We start from the raw sequence: 15,960 nt of genomic DNA on the forward strand, positions 1-15,960 counted from the left end.
CGCGTCTCCTTCACGGATTCGTCGTCCGGGCCAGTATGCCGGGCCTCGACGGAACCGCACCACCGGGTTTCAGTGCGCGGGCTCGTCCACGGAGTCCACGGAGTCGACCTTGTCGGCACGGAACGCCGGCTGCTCCTCCAGGGAGGGAGCCTCCGACCGCCCGGTGTGGTGCGCGGTCACGCAGGCGAGGCGGGCGCCGGCGCCACGCAGCCGGATCTCGATCCGCTCCGCGCTGACCGGCGCGAACGCGTGGATCCGGCGGACGCCGACGGTCCCTCCCGACGCGACCACGACACCGTCCACGACCACCTCGTGGCCGCTCACGTGCTGGCCGTCCGTGAGGTCCTCCGACAGCATCAGGTGGTCGAAGGTGGTCGGGCCGTCGAAGCGCACGCGGACGGCCTCGCCGCCGGACTCGGCCGTGCAGCTGCCGGCGTGGCCGGACCCGAACCGGCGGCGCAGCTCCCGCCCCAACCCCTCCAACCGCACGCGGTCGTGGTCGTCGAGGAGCCCGCGCCGATCCGGCGGAACGTTGAGCAGCAGACCCGCACCGAGGCCGACGGAGCGGTAGTAGATGGCGAGCAGGTGTTCCAGGCTCTTCAGGGTGTCGAGGTCGTCGGACTGCCAGAACCAGTGCCGCCGGATCGCGACGTCGCACTCCGGCGGGAGGTAGCGTCCACCGGCGAGCCAGGTCCGGTCACCGCCGTCGGTGTCGCCTCGCGTCGCGTCGACGACGTAGGTGCAGGGATCTGCGGCCAGACCGTCCTCGTTGCCCACCCAGCGGATCGTCGGCCGCCCCATGTTGAAGACCATCGCGCCCGGCTGGTGCTCCTGGACGACGCCCATGATGCGGTTCCAGTCATAGACCCGACCCTCCGAGCCCGCCCCGTCGAACCACACCTCGAACAGCGGGCCGTACCTCGTGCACAACTCCGTGAGCTGCCGTACGTAGAAGTCGTCGTAGGCCGCCGGATCGTCGTAGCAGCGCGCGTTCCGGTCCCAGGGAGACAGATAGAGCCCGAGACCGAGACCGGCGTCCTGACAGGCCAGCGCCAACTCCTCGACCACGTCGCCGCGGCCCGAGCGCCACAGGGACGAACGGACCGAGTAGTCGGTGGTATCGGTCGGCCAGAGACAGAAGCCGTCGTGGTGCTTGGCCGTGAGAACGACGTACTTCATGCCCGCGTCGACCGCGGTCGCCGCCCACTGCCGGGCGTCCAGGTCCGAGGGCGCGAAGCCCGCGGCGGGAAGCGTCCCGTCGCTCCACTCCTTGTCGTGGAAGGTGTTGACGCCGAAGTGGCAGAACATCCCGAAGCCGGCCCGCTGCCAGGCGAGCTGTTCGGCCGTGGGGCGATGGGAGGCCGGTGTCGTCGGGTCGTCGCTGGTCATCCTGCCTCCTGGCGGGTGGCGGCGTCGGCGAGGCGCGGGAGCACTTCGCCGATGGGTTCGTGGAGGACAGCCGAGGCCACCTCGTCGTAGGGCGTCGGCTGGGCGTTGACGACGACCAGGCGGGCGCCGCACCGCCGCGCGACGTCGCAGAGTCCCGCCGCCGGATGCACCTGGAGCGACGTGCCGACCGCGAGCATCAGGTCGCAGCCGGCGGCGGCCCGTTCGGCCGCGGCGAGGACCTGCCGGTCCAGAGCCTGGCCGAAGGAGATCGTCGCGGACTTCTGGATGCCGCCGCAGTGTGGGCACAGGGGGTCCGCCTCGCCGGCCTCCACCCGGGCCAGCACCTCCCGCATCGGGGTACGCAGGTCGCAGGACACACAGACGGCCCACCACACCGTGCCGTGAATCTCGATGACCTGCCGTGACCCGGCTCGCTGGTGCAGGCCGTCGATGTTCTGGGTGATGATCGCTCGTACGATCCCGGCGTCCTCGAGCCGCACCAGGGCCTGGTGGCCGGCGTTCGGCGACGCGGTCCACGCCGGGTGCTCCCGGCGTCGTTGCCACGATTCGACGCGGACCAGCGGGTCGGCGAGATAGTCCTGCAGGGTCGACAGCCGTTCGGCCGACGGGTCGCGGGTCCACACGCCGTTCGGGCCACGAAAGTCGGGGATACCAGAATCCGTCGAGATCCCGGCTCCGGTGAGTACAGTGACTGCCTTGGCCGCGCGCAGCCAGGCGCTGACCCGGGAGCCCTGCTCGCCGAGTTGGTCGGACATGACACCGACCGTACGCGAGTTCGGCGGCCGCCCCTCGACCGCCCGTCGCCATCGGACGGCGATTACCCTTCGAGGATCCATCGCACTGCGACGATGTTCGCAACCGGCCGCACGAGACGTCAGTAAATGTCGGAAGGGCAGTCGTGTCCGCATGCGCAGCGTGACCACCATGGGGAAAGATGAGGCAGCGTGGATCTTGGCGTGCGGGACCGAGTGTTCCTTCTCAGTGGAGCAAGTAGAGGGTTAGGCCGGGCTACCGCCGAGGTCCTGGTGGCCGAAGGCGCCTACGTCGTGATCTCGGCGCGGGGCGAGGACGGCGTCCAACGCGCCGCCGCGAGCCTCGGCACCGCGCGTGCTGTCGGGGTGGCGGCTGACAACGCCGAACCCGCCGCCGCCGAACGCCTCGTCGCGACGGCGATGGCCAAGTGGGGACGCCTCGACGGCGCGCTGATCAGCGTCGGTGGACCGGCACCGGGCTCCGCGCTCGACTCCCCCGAGGAACACTGGCGCGCCGCGTTCGACTCGGTCTTCATGGGCGGACTACGGCTCGCCCGCGCGGTCGCGGCCGCCTGTCGGGACGGCGGCTCCATCGCGTTCGTCCTGTCGAGTTCCGTCCGCTCGCCCATCCCCGGGCTCGCCATCTCCAACGGTCTGCGGCCCGGCCTCGCCGGCCTGGCCAAGACCCTCGCCGACGAGCTCGGGCCGGCCGGTGTCCGGGTCAACGGCCTCCTACCGGGAAGCTTCGACACCGAACGCACCCGGGAGATCGCCGCGCACAACGCCGATCCCGAGGCATACCGGCGTCGCCGGGAGGCCGAGATCCCGATGCGGCGTTACGGGTCACCGCCCGAGTTCGGCCGGGTGGCCGCCTTCATCCTGTCGCCGGTCGCGTCGTACATGACCGGTACCACTGTCGCCGTCGACGGTGGAGCGCTGCGCGCCATCTAGGATCCTGGACCCCGGCGGCTGTCCGCCGGGCTTCCCTCCGCCTCCTGCTGTGGGCGGAACTGCGTCCGGTACAGCTCGGCGTACAACCCGGCCCGCGCCAGGAGCTCCTCGTGGGCACCGGTCTCGGCGACCCGACCGCCGTCGAGCACCACGATGAGGTCCGCGTCGCGGACGGTCGAGAGCCGGTGCGCGATGACGAGGGACGTACGCCCGCGCAGCGCGGTGGCGAGCGCCTTCTGCACCGCCACCTCCGACTCGGAGTCCAGGTGGGCGGTCGCCTCGTCGAGGATGACGACGCGGGGCGCCTTGAGTAGCAACCGGGCGATCGCGAGGCGCTGCTTCTCCCCACCGGAGAGCCGGTAACCGCGTTCGCCCACCACCGTGTCCAGCCCGTCGCCGAGCCTCTCGACGAGACTCCAGATCTGGGCGGCCCGCAGTGCCTGGACGATCTCCTCGTCGGTGGCGTCGGGTCTGGCATAGCGCAGGTTGGCCCGGATCGTGTCATGGAACATGTGCGGGTCCTGGGTCACCACACCGATCGCGTCACGCAGGGACGTGAGAGACAGGTCGCGGACATCGATGCCGCCGATCCGGATGGCGCCGCCCGTCACGTCGTACATCCGGGTGACCAGGTTGGTCATCGTGGTCTTTCCGGCGCCGGACGGACCGACCAGCGCGACCAGTCGGCCCGCCTCCGCGCGCGCCGACACCTCGTGGAGCACCTGCGCGGGCGTGGTCTGGTCCAGTACCGCGACGGTCTCCAGGGACGCGAGCGAGACCTCCTCGGCACGCGGGTAGGAGAAGGTCACCCGGTCGAACTCCACGCTCGCGGGCGCGTCGTCCGGCAGGTCCCGCGCGTCCGGGTGCTCCCTCACGAGCGGCTCGAGGTCGAGCACCTCGAAGACCCGCTCGAAGCTCACCAGGGCCGTCATGACATCGACGTGCACGTTGGACAGGGCGGTGAGGGGTCCGTACAGGCGGGTCAGGTAGGCGGTCAACGCCACCAGGCTGCCGACGCTGAGGGTCCCGGCCACGGCCTGCAGACCGCCCCATCCATAGACCAGCGCGACCGACAGCGAGGCCACCAGGAGCAGGAAGAAGACCCGGCTGTACATCGCCTGGGTGACGCCGATGTCACGGACGCGCGCCGCCCGCCCCTGGAAGGCCTGGTCCTCCCGCTCGTGCCGGCCGAACAGCTTGACCAGCAGTGCGCCGGAGACGCCGAGCCGTTCGGTCAGCATGGCGTTCATCTGCGCGTTCAGGTCGTAGGACTCTCGGGTGATGGCCTGCAGCCTGCGACCGACCCACCGGGCCGGAAGGAGGAACAGCGGCAGCATGACCAGCGCGACGAGGGTGATCCGCCAGGAGAGCACGACCATCGCGGCGAGGGTGAAGACGGCGGTCAACAGATTGCTGACGACGTTGGACAGCGTGGAGGTGAACGCCTGCTGGGCGCCGAGGACGTCGTTGTTGAGTCGGGACACCAGCGCCCCGGTCTGGGTGCGGGTGAAGAACGCGAGCGGCATCCGCTGAAGATGGGCGAAGACCTGGGAGCGCATGTCGAAGATGAGGCCCTCGCCGATCCGGGATCCGCAGTACCGCTCGACCAGGCCGAGACCCGCCGTCACGACTGCGATCCCACCGACCACCAGTGCCAGGGTGACGACGCGCACGGCGTCCCTGCCGAGAACGCCGTGGTTGATGATCTCGCGGAACAGCAGGGGGGTGGTCGCGCCGAGTGCGGCGTCGACGGCGAGCAGAGCCGTGAGGGTGACCACGAACGACGTGTACGGGCGCGCGAAGGAGACGATCCGCTTCGTGGTGCCGGGCGCGAGGTGTTGCCTGGTCGCCGACCGGTCCCGGGTGAACGAGCGCATCGCGCCCCAGCCACCGAAGCCGCCCTGCAGACTCAAGGAGAGTCTCCTGCGCAACGGAACCCCCCGGCCGGGGAACGTCTTCCCGACCGGGGGGTTCGTCTCTTCGTTGTCATGGTGAACCGGCCCGCCTGCCCTGGAGACCCCCGCGCCCCCAGGGCTCTAGGAACCTAGAGCCCCTGGAACTCCAGATACGTACCTCGGCGGCCTTATGGACGCGCCTTCTTGGCCCGGGTGGCCCCGCCTCTACTCCGGAGTCTCACACCGGACTCGCTCAGGAGCCGGTGCACGAATCCGTAGGATCGCCCGGTCTCCGCGGCGATGGTGCGGATGCTTTTCCCGCCGTCGTACTTCCTTCTCAGGTCTGCGGCGAGCTTGTCACGCTGCGTACCGGTGACCCGGACGCCTTTCTTCAGGGTCTCGACCACGCCTGCCTCCCACTGACGAGTTGATGGTCGCGTTCGGCTCACCTGAACGGGAGCCGAAGCCTTCGATCAACTCACCAATGCCCCAAGATCCGCCGACCCATGCGCGGCAACCGGCGAAAGATCGGTGATGTTGCCAACGAAAAATCAGCGAGATCTCGTTACGGCAACGAATCCCACCACTATCCGGTGAAAATCCGGAAATCAGGCAAGCGAGACAAGGTCCGCATAGTCGGCGTTCCAGAGATCCTCGACGCCGTCGGGCAGGAGCAGGACACGCTCCGGCTCCAGAGCCTCCACCGCACCCTCGTCGTGGGTGACGAGGACGATGGCGCCCTTGTAGGAACGGATCGCTCCGAGGATCTCCTGACGGGACACCGGGTCGAGGTTGTTGGTCGGCTCGTCCAGCAACAGCACGTTCGCGCTGGAGCAGACCAGCCGGGCCAGGGCGAGCCGGGTCTTCTCCCCACCGGAGAGAACGCCCGCCGGCTTGTCCACGTCGTCGCCGGTGAACAGGAACGAGCCCAGCACCCGCCGCGCCTCGGTGTCGGTGAGGTGGGGGGCCTCCGCGAGCATGTTCTCCCGGACGGTGCGCTCCGTGTCGAGCGTCTCGTGTTCCTGCGCGTAGTAGCCGAGCCTGAGCCCGTGACCGGGTTCGACCTGGCCGGTGTCCGCCTGCTCGACACCCGACAGCACCCGCAGCAGGGTCGTCTTGCCGGCACCGTTCAGGCCGAGAATGACGACCCGACTGCCCTTGTCGATCGCCAGGTCGACGTCGGTGAAGACCTCGAGCGACCCATAGGACTTCGACAGCTCCGAGGCCGTCAACGGCGTCTTGCCGCACGGAGCGGGTTCGGGCAACCGGATCTTGGCGACCCGGTCGGCCTGGCGTTCGGCCTCCAGACCGGACATCAGTCGGTCGGCGCGGCGCGCCATGTTCTTCGCGGCGACCGCCTTGGTGGCCTTCGCCCGCATCTTGTCCGCCTGGGCCATCAGGGCGTTGGCCTTGCGCTCGGCGTTGGAGCGTTCGCGCTTGCGTCGCCGGTCGTCGGTCTCCCGCTGGGCGAGGTAGGCACGCCAGCCGATGTTGTAGACGTCGAGTTCGGCGCGGTTGGCGTCGAGGTGGAAGACCCGGTTGACGGTCGCCTCGAGCAGGCCGACGTCGTGGCTGATGACGACCAGACCGCCCTTGAACGCACGCAGGAACTCCCGCAGCCATCCGATGGAGTCGGCGTCGAGGTGGTTGGTCGGCTCGTCGAGCAGCAGTGTGTCGGCTCCGGAGAACAGGATCCGGGCGAGCTCGACACGGCGGCGCTGACCGCCGGAGAGGGTGCGCAGGGGCTGGGCGAGAACCCGGTCGGGCAGGCCAAGGCTGGCTGTGACCTGCGCGGCCTCCGACTCGGCCGCGTAGCCGCCCCTGGCGAGGAACTCCTCCTCTGCCCGGGCGTACTTCCGCATCGCCTTGTCGCGGCGGTCGCCGCCCACCGAGGCCATCTCGACTTCGGCGGCACGCAGGTCACCGACCACCTGGTCGAGGTCTCGTGCGGAGAGGACCCGGTTGCGGGCGGTGACGTCGAGGTCGCCGGTGCGCGGGTCCTGGGGAAGGTAGCCCACCGAACCAGCGTGGGCGACGCTGCCGGCGGCCGGCTGACCCTCACCGGCGAGGACGCGGGTGAGGGTGGTCTTGCCGGCCCCGTTACGGCCGACGAGTCCAACCTTGTCGCCGGCGGAGACACGGAACGACAGGTCGGACAGCAGAAGACGGGCGCCTGCGCGGAGTTCGAGATTGCTGGCGGTGATCACGAGGAAACTCTCCGGAGTCGATCGGACACAGGGGACACAAGGGCAGCGGAGTGTCCAGTCATGCAGTCCGGATGAGCATGCGCCCAGTGTAGAGGGGATCACCCACGAGCGCCGAAGTGGGCTCGGACGGGTGCTTTGTCTCGTGCGTGTCGCGACTCCTCACCGGTCCCCTCGCGAGCCCGGGCGTCGCGGTCCTGGGACCAGGCCGAGTTGTGAGATCAGGCCGAGTTGTGGGATCAGGCCAAGAGGGACGCACAGACGTTGGCGTGGTGGCCATCGTCGGAGGTGACGAGGTGGCGCATACCCTCGAAAACGGCCCGCACGGACACGGCCCCCCGCAGTACCGGAACGGAGTTCTCCCCCATGCCGCCAGCCCGCCGCCTGCCTACCAGGGACCTCGCGCTGATCGCGCTGTTCGCCGCCCTCATCGCCGTACTCGGCCTGCCCGGGTCGTTCTCCCTGTTCGGCAACGCCGTCCCCATCACCGCACAGAGCCTCGGCATCATGCTGTGCGGAGCGATCCTCGGCGCGAAGCGGGGCCTGCTCGCGGTGCTCACGTTCTGCGCCCTCGTCCTTGCCGGACTTCCCCTGCTGGCCGGTGGACGGGGTGGGCTCGCCGTCCTGGCCAGCGCCTCCGCCGGCTACTTCGTGGGATTCCCGTTGGGTGCCTGGGTCACCGGCTGGCTGACGGAGAAGATGCTGCCGCGCTACACGGTCCCGGTCGGCCTGATCGCCAACATCGTCGGCGGGATCGCCGTCGTGTACGCCATCGGCATCCCGGTCCAGGCCTGGCGTACCGACACCTCCGGCGTGGTCGCGACGCTCGTGGCCTCCGCCGTGTTCCTGCCGGGCGACCTGATCAAGGCGGTGGTGGCGACCGTCATCGCCAAGGGGGTGCACGCGGGCTACCCGACCCTCGGCTCCGACCGCACGGAGCCCCCCAGCCGGATCCGATCCGGCCGCTGAGCGCCTCCCCGACCTGGGCAGGAGGGACCTGTCCAGGCCGGGGAGAGGTACCGTTCGCCACGATGCCCATCTCCCGAGACGTGATGAGACGCGCGGCCGCCGATCCCGATCGGCCCGCCGTGGTCGGCCCCTGTGGTCCGGTCAGTTTCGGTGAGTTGGGCGAGCGTGCGCGACGACGGGCGGAGGCACTCGCCGACTCCGGGGTGGTCGCCGGTCAGGGCGTGGTCTGCGCCGAGGAGGATCCGAGCGCCGTCCTCGTCTCGCTGGTCGCCGCCGACCTCCTCGGCGCCGCCGCCATCGTCACCGAGCCGGCCTGGCCCGACGCGGTCGCCGACGCCGCCGTCACCGCCGCCCGTGCGCTGGTCGACCAACACGGCAAGGCCGCGTCGCTGGTGGTGTTCAGTTCCGGGAGTACGGGGCTGCCGCACCCGATCGCGCGCACCCGGCGTTCCTGGACGTTCAGCTTTCCGACCTTCTCCGCCCTCACCGGCATCGGCGCCGACGACACGGTGCTCATCCCCGGTCGGCTGTCCGGCAGTCTCTTCCTCTACGGCGCGCTGCACGCGCTGACGATGGGTGCCGCGGTGCATCTGCTGCCGACCTGGTCACTGGGCCTCGCCGCCGAGGCGGCCGCGTCCACCACGGCCGTCCACCTGGTGCCCACGATGCTGGCCAGCCTCATCGAGCGGATCGACCCCGCGGCCAGCCGACTCCGGGTGGCGGTGTGCGCCGGCGCGCACCTGGACCAGCCGGTGGAATCCGCCGCGCGCTCGGCGGGGGTGCAGGTCATCGACTACTACGGCGCCGCCGAACTCTCCTTCGTCGCCATCCGCCGGCCTGGGCTGGCGCCGGGCCGGCTCCGCGTCTTCCCCGAGGTGGAGGTCGACGTGCGGGACGGCGCGATCTGGGCGCGGAGTCCCTACCTCGCGCTCGGCGTCGACCAGGACGCCGAGGGCTTCGCCGGCGTCGGCGACCACGGCGTACGCCATGACGACGGCACGTTGACCGTTCTCGGTAGGGGCGACGCGGCGATCACGAGCGGTGGTGCCACGATCGCGCCGGAGGCGGTCGAGGGCGTTCTGCGCACGGCGCCCGGTGTCCAGGACGTCGCTGTCGTCGGCTCGCCACACCCACGCCTCGGTCAGGTCGTCGTCGCGGTCGTCGAGGTCCGACCCGACCACCCACTGTCGCTGCCCGTCCTGCGTTCCACGGCGACCGAGCAACTTCCCCCCGCGCAGCGTCCCCGCGTCTGGTACGCCGTGGACCAGCTTCCGCGCACCGGCAGCGGCAAGGTCGCCCGAGCCCTCGTCGGTGCCGGGCTGCGGGACGGCTCGCTCGGGGCCCGGGTGCTCGCATGAGCGCGGGAACTCACCAGAACGCGGGCGCCGACTGGCACCCCCCGACGACCGACCCCTTCGAACCTGTGATCGTCGCGGCGCGGCGGACGCCGATCGCGACCGCCGGACACGGCCTGGCCCAGCGTTCCGCCGAGCGGCTCGCCGCGCCCGTCCTCAGCGCTCTGCTCGCCGACCTCGGCGTCGATTCCGACCAGGTGGCCGACGTACTCCTGGGCAACACGATGGGACCTGGCGGCAACCTCGCCCGGGTCGCGGCGCTGGCGGCCGGTCTCGGGACTCGTGTGCCCGGCGTGACGGTCGACCGCCAGTGCGGAAGTGGGCTGGAGGCCGTGACGCTGGCCGCCAGCCAGGTCCGTGCGCGCCGCGGCGACCTGTACCTCGCCGGCGGGGTGGAAAGCGCGTCCACCGCGCCGATCCGGGCCTGGCGGCCGACCACCGAGGGCGAGGAGCCCCGCGTCTACGAACGCGCGCCGTTCGCTCCCCCGCCCTACGCCGACCCGGAGATGGGCGAGGCCGCTGACCTGGTGGCCCGGGAGGCCGGGGTCAGCCGGGCCCGTCAGGACGCCTACGCCGCCCGCAGCCACGCCCGGGCGATCGCGGCGACGGAGGCGAAGGCCTTCGCCGACGAACTCGTTCCGCTGGACGGACTCGACCACGACGAGCGTCCCCGCGCCGGGCTGGACGTGCGCCGGCTCTCGCGGCTGCCTCCGGCGTTCGTCCCCGAGACGGAGGGCGGGACCGTCACCGCGGGCAACTCCTGCGGCGTCAACGACGGCGCGGCCGCCGTCGCCGTCGTCTCCGAACGCGTGCGGGCCCGGCACGGCTGGCCGGGGCTGCGGCTCCTCGACTGGGAGTGCGCCGGATCCGATCCCGCCCGACCCGGACTCGGTCCCGTACCCGCGGTCCGCGCGCTGCTGGCTCGAAACGACCTCGGCCTCGACGACGTGGGCGCGATCGAGTTCGTCGAGGCTTTCGCCGGCCAGGTCCTCGCCTGCGCCGACGCCCTCGACCTCGATCCTGTGCGGATCTGCCCCGAAGGCGGCGCCCTGGCCCTCGGCCATCCGTGGGGCGCGAGCGGAGCCGTCCTGCTCGTCCGCCTGTTCTCCCGGATGGTCCGCGCGGACGGACCCGCCCTCGGCCTCGCCGCCGTCGCCATCGGTGGCGGCATGGGCCTCGCGGCGCTCGTGACGCGGGTCGGCCCAGGACCCGGCCCAGAACCAGGCCCAGAACCAGGCCCAGAACCAGGCACTGACACACCCGGCGATACGCCGGGCACGGGACCGACTCCGGAGAACGAGCAGTGATCGAGCAGTGACCAGACCATGATCGAACTCCGGGACGTCACCCACCAGTACGGCTCCCGCGTCGTCCTCTCCCGTCTCGACCTGCGCCTGTCCGAACGGCGTATCGGCGTGGTCGGCGCCAACGGCTCGGGCAAGTCCACCTTCGCGCGCCTGCTCAACGGCCTGGTGGTTCCTACCGAGGGGCAGGTCCTCGTGGACGGCTTCGACACGCGAACGGCCGGCCGGGAGGTACGCCGCCGCGTCGGCTTCGTCTTCACTGACCCCGACGCCCAGGTCGTGATGCCCACGGTCGGCGAGGACGTCGCCTTCGGGCTGCGCCGCTCGGGCCTGCCGCGGGAGGAGATCGCCCGTCGGGTGGAGGAGGCCTTGCGCGCCTACGGACTCGCGGAGTACGCCGACCATCCCGCGCACCTGCTCTCCGGCGGCCAGACCCAGCTCCTCGCGCTGGCGGGCGTCCTCGTCACCGAGCCGGCGACGCTGGTGTGCGACGAGCCCACCACCCTGCTCGACCTGCGCAACGCGCGGATGGTCACCCAACTCCTCGCCAAGCTGCGGCAACAGGTGATCCTCGTCACCCACCACCTCCAGCTCCTGACCGGGTTCGACCGGGTACTCGTCCTGCACGAGGGCCGGCTCGTCGCCGACACCGATCCGGCCAGCGCGGTCGCCGCCTACGAGGAGCTGCTGGCATGAGCGGAGCGTTGACTCCGGCACTGGGGCTCTACCAACCGGGCGCTTCGCTGCTGCACCGCGCCCCGGCCGGCGCGAAGCTCGCCGGGCTGGCGTTGCTCGCGGTGGGTGTCCTGCGGATCACCGCGGTCACCACCCTCGGCATGGTCTTCGGCGCCACCCTGGCCGCCGCGGCCCTGGCGGGGCTGCCGTGGCGGGTCTGGCTCGCCCAGCTGCTGCCCGTCTGCTGGTTCGCCCTTCCCCTGCTGGTCTTCCAGTGGGTGACGGCGGGCCAGCACCGCGCGTTCATGGTGGTCGGCCAGTTGGTGGTGCTCGTCTCCCTGGCTGCACTGGTGACCCTGACGACCCGGGTGTCGGCGATGCTGGACGCGTTCGAGGTGGCGCTTGGCCCACTGCGTCGGATCGGCGTCAGCCCGTCCCGGGTCGCCCTCGTGCTCGCCCTCACGGTCCGCTGTGTGCCGATGGTCGCGCAGACGTACGCCGAGACCCGGGAGGCCCAACGCGCCCGCGGCCTCGAACGCAGCCCGGTCGCCCTCGTCGTCCCCCTCGTCATCCGGCTGCTGAAGAAGGCGGACGCCATCGGCGAGGCGCTCTCGGCCCGGGGGCTCGACGACTGATCGCCGCTCAGGAGGGTGCGGGACTCGCCGCCAGAACCTGGGCCCGCACACCCTCACGGGTGGCGCCGAGACCCTGGGAGACGCTCCACGCGGCGGCGGCGAGCAGCGGAGCCATCCGCTCCATGCGCTCCTCGGGCATCCGGCTGGTCGGCGCGGAGATGCTGATCGAGGCGACCGGGAGGTCGGCCGCGTCGAAGATCGCCGAGGCGATCGTGCGGATCCCGGCGATGCGTTCGGAGAAGGAGAACGCGACGTTGCCCGCCCGGATGTCGGCGAGTTGCTTGCGCAGAAGGTCCGGGTCGGTCGGCGTGGTCGGGGTGGCGGCCGGGATGGGCCGGGCGAGCACCACCTCCTGGACGTCGTGCGCGAGGTGGGCGAGCAGGACCTTGCCGGGAGCACCGAGCGGCAACGGGATGGGAACGCCGAACTCGGTGTAGGTGCGGCGCAGTGGCTGCCGGGTCTCCACCTGGTCGATGACCGCCCGCTCCTGGGTCGGCAGGAGAACATGCAGGCCGATCGTCTCGTCGACCTCGTCGCGCAGTCTGGTCATGGTCGGCCGGGCCACCTCGTGCACGGCGGAGGGCAGAACTCCGCCGCGGGCGAGCCGCATCAGCAGCGGACCGAGGGCGTAGCGGCGTTCGCGGGTCTGGCGGACGACGCCGTTGTCCTGCAGCGCACTGAGCAGGCGGTGGGTCGTACTGGTCGACAGCCCGGTCTGCCGGGAGATGTCGCTGATTCCGAGCTCGGGGTGCAGGGCGTCGAAACACCGCAGGATGGCGACGGCGCGGTCGATGGACTGAACGCCGCGGCGACGTTCGGCGAGGTCAGGCGGCTCGTGGTGCGGATCCTGGGGATTCGTTGACCTCACCCTTCCCCTGTGCCTAGGGTTTCGAATTGCGAGAGATTATCCCACTTGGTGGCATTCACGTAAGGAACCACTGGCGATGCTGCGCAGGGTTACACCGCCTCTTCGGGCCACGATCGAGGCCGTCCGGTGACCGACCAGCTGCTGCTCAGCCGTTCCGGCGCGGTGGCGACGCTCACCCTGAACCGGCCGGAGCGTCACAACGCGATCACCCTCGACATGTTCAGGGAACTCCCGACCGTCCTCGCCGAACTCGACGCCGACGACACGCTCAAGGTGGTCGTGCTCCGTGGCGCGGGACGGCGGGCCTTCGCCTCCGGCGCCGACATCGCGGAGTTCGAGGAGGTGCGCGGCGACGCCGCGAGCGCGCGGGTCTACAACGATGACGTGGCGGTGGCTGAGCAGGCCCTCCGAGACCTCACCAAGCCCACGATCGCGATGATCCACGGCTACTGCATCGGTGGCGGCTGCGGCCTCGCTCTCGCCGCCGACCTCCGCTTCGGCGACACCCGCACCCGGATGGCCATCACCCCGGCCAAGCTCGGGCTCGTCTACAGCCTCGACTCCACCAGGCGGCTCGTCGATCTGGTCGGTCCCTCGCGGGCCAAGTGGATCCTCATGTCCGGTGAGCAGATGGACGCGCACGAAGCCCACCGCCTCGGTCTCCTCGACGACCTGCAGCCCGTCGAGAACCTCGAGGCGCACACCTACGACTTCGCGCGGCTGCTCACCACGCGGGCGCAGTACAGCGTCCGGGCCGCCAAGCAGATCGTCAACAGGATCGTCGCGGGCCAGATCGCCGAGGACGAGTTCACGACGGATCTGCGCAACTCCTCCTTCGACACCGCCGACTACGCCGAGGGCGTGCGCGCGTTCCTCGACAAGCGCGAACCCCACTTCGACTGACGAACGCAGGGGACCGACACGTGACGCCCGCCGGCGCGGGTCCCGGGAGGACGCGTCGGTGCGCCGTGGTCGGAGGTGGCATTCTCGGCGTCGCCGTCGCCCGGCGGTTGCTGCAGGTCGAGCCCACGGCGAGCGTCACCGTCCTGGAGAAGGAGCCCGAACTCGCCCGGCACCAGACCGGCCACAACAGCGGCGTCGTCCACGCCGGGCTCTACTACCCGCCGGGATCGCTGAAGGCGCTGCTGTGCCGGCGCGGCGTGGGACTCCTGCGAGACCTGTGCGCCGCCCACGACGTCCCCTACGTCGAGTGCGGCCAGGTGCTCGTGGCTCTCGACGAGGTCGAACGCCGACGCCTGCTCGAGATCCGCGACCGCGCGGTCGCCAACGGCGTGCCTGGCATCCGGCTGCTGGACGCGGACGGGATCCGGCGGATCGAGCCGCACGCGCACGGCGTCGCGGGGCTGCACTCCCCCACGACGGCCATCGTCGACTTCGTGCGGGTCACCGGAGCGCTCGCGGCCGACGCGACGGCCGCCGGCGCGAGTGTACGGACCGGCGTCGAGGTCACGGGGTTCCGCCACCGCGGTGCCGAGGTGGTGGTGACGGGGGCGCACGGGTACGACGCGGCGTTCGACCTGGTGGTCGTCTGCGCGGGACTGCAGGCCGACCAGGTGTCGGTCCTCGCCGGCGACGAGCCCGATCCGGTGATCGTGCCGTTCCGGGGCGAGTATCACCTGCTACGGCCCGAACGCCGCTCGCTGGTACACGGCCTCGTCTACCCCGTCCCCGACCCGCGGTTCCCCTTTCTGGGTGTCCACCTGACCCCGCGCGTCGACGGCGAGGTCATGGTCGGGCCGAACGCGGTCCTCGCCCTCGCCCGCGAGGGATACGCGAGGGGTACGGCGTCGTGGCCACAGGTGCGCTCGACTCTCCTGCACCCGGGCTTCCGCGCGTTCGCGCGCCAGCACTGGCGGACCGGGCTCACCCAACTGCGGAGCTCGTTCAGCCACCGGGCGTTCGTGGCGGCGGTCCAGCGCTACGTGCCTGTCCTCCGGCCCGAGGACGTCCTGCCGGGGCCGGCCGGGATCCGCGCCCAGGCCCTCGACCGGGACGGCGTCCTGGTCGACGACTTCCGTATCCACCGGCGCGGACCCGTGGTGTGCGTCCGCAACGCCCCCTCGCCCGGGGCCACGTCATCCCTCGCGATCGCCGAGCACATCGTCGACCTGGCGCTCGACCGGCCGCTGCGGTTCGGTGGGAGCTGAGTCGGCCGAACCGCGGTCGGCCGAACCGCGGTCGGCTGGGCCAGCACCGGGCTCGGGGCCGAACCGCACCGACCGCAACTGGTCCGCCGTACGCCGGTCCAGCACCAGGGCGGACCGCGCGCCGGGCACCAACAGGTCGGGCCTCTGCGCCGCCTCGTCCAACAACGCGGACCAGCGGCGGCAGTGCAGGTCGAAGCGGCCCGGCGGAATCGACCGCCCCCGGGCCAGCTGCCCAGCCCGGGCCTGCTCGGGTGAGACGTCGAGCAGCAGCAGGTGTACTTCCAGGCCGTGTCGGCCCGCCCAACGACCGGCGAGCCGGCGCACCAACGGGCGGGTGCCGCAGTCGTGGGCGAGGACGGGGCCTCCCCGCCGGATCGCCGCCCACAGCCGCACGTAGTGGGAGGCGTGGACGAGCGGGCGCCAGAACCGGTACGGCACCGGCTGGAGCACTGTCCGCCACGCGGCACGCGTCTGCTCGGAGTCGAGGATCTGGATGCCACCCGTGCGTGGTGGCAGGGTCGGGCGGGCACCGTCGGCGTACAGCCGGCGCAACAACGTGGTCTTCCCGGCGCCCGGGACGCCGATGAGGAGCACCAGGGCATGCGCGGGAAAGCGCAGCTCGTCGACGGCGGAGCCACGCAGGTCGGCGAAGCCACGAGCCACGGCCACGTGCTCCTGAATCATGCGCATTCAACGTCGGGGAACGCGACCGGCGTTCCACTGGGCACGCCGACATCCCACCCGATACCCTGCCGCGGGACTCCGGGAACCTGC

At 71.4% G+C, this 15,960-nt stretch carries 15 protein-coding genes; 8 read left to right on the top strand and 7 right to left on the bottom strand.

Going from position 1 to position 15,960, the window contains the following annotated elements:
* Positions 1–69: 69 nt before the first annotated feature.
* Together HEB94_RS37975 and HEB94_RS37980 are read right to left on the bottom strand one after the other, a co-directional pair.
* Positions 70–1,389, bottom strand: a complete 1,320-nt coding sequence (locus tag HEB94_RS37975; RefSeq protein ID WP_192754311.1) for an alpha-L-fucosidase — start codon at positions 1,387–1,389, stop codon at positions 70–72.
* Positions 1,386–2,165 carry an SIR2 family NAD-dependent protein deacylase gene (locus HEB94_RS37980; protein WP_192754312.1) on the bottom strand — a complete coding sequence of 260 codons (780 nt, stop codon included), beginning with the start codon at positions 2,163–2,165 and terminating at the stop codon, positions 1,386–1,388. The genes HEB94_RS37975 and HEB94_RS37980 overlap by 4 nt, the downstream gene beginning before the upstream one ends.
* Before the next feature lie 201 nt (positions 2,166–2,366).
* Here HEB94_RS37980 and HEB94_RS37985 point away from each other — a divergent pair, with 201 nt between their 5' ends.
* Positions 2,367–3,113: an SDR family oxidoreductase gene (locus HEB94_RS37985; protein WP_337918196.1), complete on the top strand. Its 747-nt coding sequence runs from the start codon at positions 2,367–2,369 to the stop codon at positions 3,111–3,113.
* Here the strand turns inward: HEB94_RS37985 and HEB94_RS37990 are convergent.
* The 3 genes from HEB94_RS37990 to HEB94_RS38000 all read right to left on the bottom strand — a co-directional run bounded on the left by HEB94_RS37990 (position 3,110) and on the right by HEB94_RS38000 (position 7,215).
* Complete coding sequence (locus HEB94_RS37990; RefSeq protein ID WP_192756927.1) at positions 3,110–4,990, bottom strand: ABC transporter ATP-binding protein; 1,881 nt, start codon at positions 4,988–4,990, stop codon at positions 3,110–3,112. The two genes, HEB94_RS37985 and HEB94_RS37990, sit on opposite strands and share 4 nt — an antisense overlap.
* 206 nt (positions 4,991–5,196) lie before the next feature.
* Positions 5,197–5,415: a helix-turn-helix domain-containing protein gene (locus tag HEB94_RS37995; protein WP_192754314.1), complete on the bottom strand. Its 219-nt coding sequence runs from the start codon at positions 5,413–5,415 to the stop codon at positions 5,197–5,199.
* Positions 5,416–5,616: 201 nt separating this feature from the next.
* Entirely contained in the window at positions 5,617–7,215 is a 1,599-nt protein-coding gene (locus HEB94_RS38000) for an ATP-binding cassette domain-containing protein (RefSeq protein WP_192754315.1), read from the bottom strand.
* 363 nt (positions 7,216–7,578) lie between these two features.
* On the opposite strand from HEB94_RS38000, the gene HEB94_RS38005 reads away from it, so the two are divergent.
* The 5 genes from HEB94_RS38005 (at position 7,579) to HEB94_RS38025 (ending at position 12,150) form a co-directional block, all read left to right on the top strand.
* Positions 7,579–8,181: a biotin transporter BioY gene (locus HEB94_RS38005; RefSeq protein WP_192754316.1), complete on the top strand. Its 603-nt coding sequence runs from the start codon at positions 7,579–7,581 to the stop codon at positions 8,179–8,181.
* A gap of 62 nt (positions 8,182–8,243) precedes the next feature.
* Positions 8,244–9,539, top strand: coding sequence for a class I adenylate-forming enzyme family protein (locus tag HEB94_RS38010; protein ID WP_192754317.1), 1,296 nt, complete (start codon positions 8,244–8,246; stop codon positions 9,537–9,539).
* The gene (locus tag HEB94_RS38015) at positions 9,536–10,843 is read left to right on the top strand and encodes a thiolase family protein (RefSeq protein WP_192754318.1); all 1,308 of its coding nucleotides are present in this window, start codon (positions 9,536–9,538) and stop codon (positions 10,841–10,843) included. The genes HEB94_RS38010 and HEB94_RS38015 overlap by 4 nt, the downstream gene beginning before the upstream one ends.
* An 18-nt stretch (positions 10,844–10,861) precedes the next feature.
* Positions 10,862–11,536: an energy-coupling factor ABC transporter ATP-binding protein gene (locus HEB94_RS38020; protein ID WP_192754319.1), complete on the top strand. Its 675-nt coding sequence runs from the start codon at positions 10,862–10,864 to the stop codon at positions 11,534–11,536.
* Positions 11,533–12,150: an energy-coupling factor transporter transmembrane component T family protein gene (locus HEB94_RS38025; protein ID WP_192754320.1), complete on the top strand. Its 618-nt coding sequence runs from the start codon at positions 11,533–11,535 to the stop codon at positions 12,148–12,150. Before HEB94_RS38020 ends, HEB94_RS38025 begins: the two co-directional genes overlap by 4 nt.
* 7 nt (positions 12,151–12,157) lie before the next feature.
* Here HEB94_RS38025 and HEB94_RS53905 read toward each other — a convergent pair whose 3' ends face one another.
* Positions 12,158–13,018 carry an IclR family transcriptional regulator gene (locus tag HEB94_RS53905; RefSeq protein WP_337918198.1) on the bottom strand — a complete coding sequence of 287 codons (861 nt, stop codon included), beginning with the start codon at positions 13,016–13,018 and terminating at the stop codon, positions 12,158–12,160.
* Between the two features lie 126 nt (positions 13,019–13,144).
* Between HEB94_RS53905 and HEB94_RS38035 the strand changes: the two genes are divergently transcribed.
* Both HEB94_RS38035 and lhgO read left to right on the top strand, forming a co-directional pair.
* The gene (locus HEB94_RS38035) at positions 13,145–13,921 is read left to right on the top strand and encodes an enoyl-CoA hydratase-related protein (RefSeq protein WP_192754321.1); all 777 of its coding nucleotides are present in this window, start codon (positions 13,145–13,147) and stop codon (positions 13,919–13,921) included.
* Positions 13,922–13,986: 65 nt separating this feature from the next.
* The gene (gene lhgO, locus HEB94_RS38040; protein WP_337918199.1) at positions 13,987–15,186 is read left to right on the top strand and encodes an L-2-hydroxyglutarate oxidase; all 1,200 of its coding nucleotides are present in this window, start codon (positions 13,987–13,989) and stop codon (positions 15,184–15,186) included.
* Here the strand turns inward: lhgO and HEB94_RS38045 are convergent.
* The gene (locus HEB94_RS38045) at positions 15,115–15,870 is read right to left on the bottom strand and encodes an AAA family ATPase (protein ID WP_192754323.1); all 756 of its coding nucleotides are present in this window, start codon (positions 15,868–15,870) and stop codon (positions 15,115–15,117) included. The two genes, lhgO and HEB94_RS38045, sit on opposite strands and share 72 nt — an antisense overlap.
* Between the last annotated feature and the right edge of the window lie 90 nt (positions 15,871–15,960).

The organism is Actinopolymorpha pittospori (assembly GCF_014873875.1).
GTDB classification, from domain to species: Bacteria; Actinomycetota; Actinomycetes; order Propionibacteriales; family Actinopolymorphaceae; genus Actinopolymorpha; species Actinopolymorpha pittospori.

Bases quoted from the DNA above. Each gene is read 5' to 3' on its own strand.
- HEB94_RS37975 (WP_192754311.1), bottom strand. From the start codon at position 1,389: ATGACCAGCGACGACCCGACGACACCGGCCTCCCATCGCCCCACGGCC.
- HEB94_RS38025 (WP_192754320.1), top strand. From the start codon at position 11,533: ATGAGCGGAGCGTTGACTCCGGCACTGGGGCTCTACCAACCGGGCGCT.
- HEB94_RS38010 (WP_192754317.1), top strand. From the start codon at position 8,244: ATGCCCATCTCCCGAGACGTGATGAGACGCGCGGCCGCCGATCCCGAT.
- HEB94_RS38005 (WP_192754316.1), top strand. From the start codon at position 7,579: ATGCCGCCAGCCCGCCGCCTGCCTACCAGGGACCTCGCGCTGATCGCG.
- HEB94_RS37980 (WP_192754312.1), bottom strand. From the start codon at position 2,165: ATGTCCGACCAACTCGGCGAGCAGGGCTCCCGGGTCAGCGCCTGGCTG.
- HEB94_RS38045 (WP_192754323.1), bottom strand. From the start codon at position 15,870: ATGATTCAGGAGCACGTGGCCGTGGCTCGTGGCTTCGCCGACCTGCGT.
- HEB94_RS37990 (WP_192756927.1), bottom strand. From the start codon at position 4,990: ATGCGCTCGTTCACCCGGGACCGGTCGGCGACCAGGCAACACCTCGCG.
- HEB94_RS38020 (WP_192754319.1), top strand. From the start codon at position 10,862: ATGATCGAACTCCGGGACGTCACCCACCAGTACGGCTCCCGCGTCGTC.
- HEB94_RS38015 (WP_192754318.1), top strand. From the start codon at position 9,536: ATGAGCGCGGGAACTCACCAGAACGCGGGCGCCGACTGGCACCCCCCG.